The sequence below is a fragment of the Streptomyces sp. NPDC051133 genome, assembly GCF_040682635.1.
Classification (GTDB): Bacteria; Actinomycetota; Actinomycetes; order Streptomycetales; family Streptomycetaceae; genus Streptomyces.
In genome coordinates this window covers 1-1,367 of sequence record NZ_JBFBBK010000235.1, presented here as the reverse complement: position 1 = coordinate 1,367, position 1,367 = coordinate 1, and the positions used below count along the sequence as shown (strand labels likewise).

Sequence of the window (1,367 nt, the reverse complement as noted above, 5' to 3'; positions counted from 1 at the left end):
CAAGCTCGTCGAAAACACACTCCGCCAAGCCGGCCCGCACACCGGCCAAGCACCTCCGGACGGCCTACCGCGACGATGCACGCAGCCGTCCAGGAGCCTCCGAGCCGGACCCTTCACCCTCATCCCGCCGTCTATAAGCCCCGAATAGCCCAAGAGCAAGAGCCACAAGCATAAGATCGAGCTTTCTGTGTGAGTACTGATATGCCCGATGGCGGACAGCCGATGGAAACTCGAACGGTACTGAACGCACGAGAATTCCCCGGGCGCAAGAAGTGGTGACCGGGATCTCTGGTACACCCCAGAAGATAAGGAGGAGTACTCCTCATGCGAGTAGCTATCCGAGCAAAGACACCGTCGAGACGGGCGCGATGGGGAGCGCGGTTCATCGCCGCCGGCCTGACCACGGCCACGACCGTCGGTATCACCGCCAGCCCCGCTTCGGCCGCGGCGGTGGAGCCCATGGAAGTGCTACGCGCCTCGGACTGCAGCAGCATCGGCCTGGACCCCGCGTCCTTCGAATTCGAGGATGACGAAGGCGTCGGGAACTTCGACTCAGGGCCGATCCAGTTCAGCCCCCCGCACGACGACGGGGCGGTCGAGATCACCGGCAATGACCCATTCAGCCCCACCAACATCACCTTCAACATCACGGGGCCCTACGCCGCACGTGCCGTCATCGTCTATCCCCAGGGCCTCAACAACAGCGCCAACGCTTACGTGTACGACACCACCACCTTCCCCCACGGGCTTGCGTTCGACACCGGCCTGGAGAACCCGGACGAAGGCTTCATCACCAACGTTGCCTTCTGCGTCACCTCCGACCCTTATAACACCGGAGGCTGACAGCATCCGGGAACAAGTAGGACAGCCCGGCAGCGTGACGTACGCCGAGCAAGAGCGCTAAGGCCCGGAGTTCCTTCTGCTCCCGGTGCGGGGAACATGCCAGGGCGTTCTTGTGCCGGGCGGGCTTGCCGCGTCCCCCTCACTCCGTCGAAGGGCCCGTCACCTCCCGCCTCGCTTCCCTGATCAAAGCCCGTCAGCGAACGGCTGCAGAGCTTCGACGACACACACTCATCGCCACCTCGCTGTCATCCACGTATGGGGTCACGGCGTGCAGATGAGCAACGGGCCGGAGACGTACATTGCCGGTCGCAGGTTCCCATCGAGGCCGCCACAACTCAGTAGCTGCATAAAAAAGGCGCCCCGGCTTCAGGCCGGCCGCTGTTTCGTTCCGGGGCTCGGATGTGAACGAGGCGGAGGCTGAAGCCATTGCCCGGATGTTTGCGCGGCGCAGCTTTTGGCGTTGTAGCGGCGGGCCGTGCTGCGTCGCCGCACTCGCCGGGCGACCTCTCCGCGGCTGCAGCGAG

The 1,367-nt window shown here is 64.3% G+C and carries 1 protein-coding gene; it reads left to right on the top strand.

Going from position 1 to position 1,367, the window contains the following annotated elements; all coding sequences use genetic code 11:
• The first annotated feature begins 324 nt into the window (after positions 1-324).
• Positions 325-843 carry a hypothetical protein gene (locus AB0N17_RS46705; protein WP_366017731.1) on the top strand — a complete coding sequence of 173 codons (519 nt, stop codon included), beginning with the start codon at positions 325-327 and terminating at the stop codon, positions 841-843.
• Positions 844-1,367 lie beyond the last annotated feature (524 nt).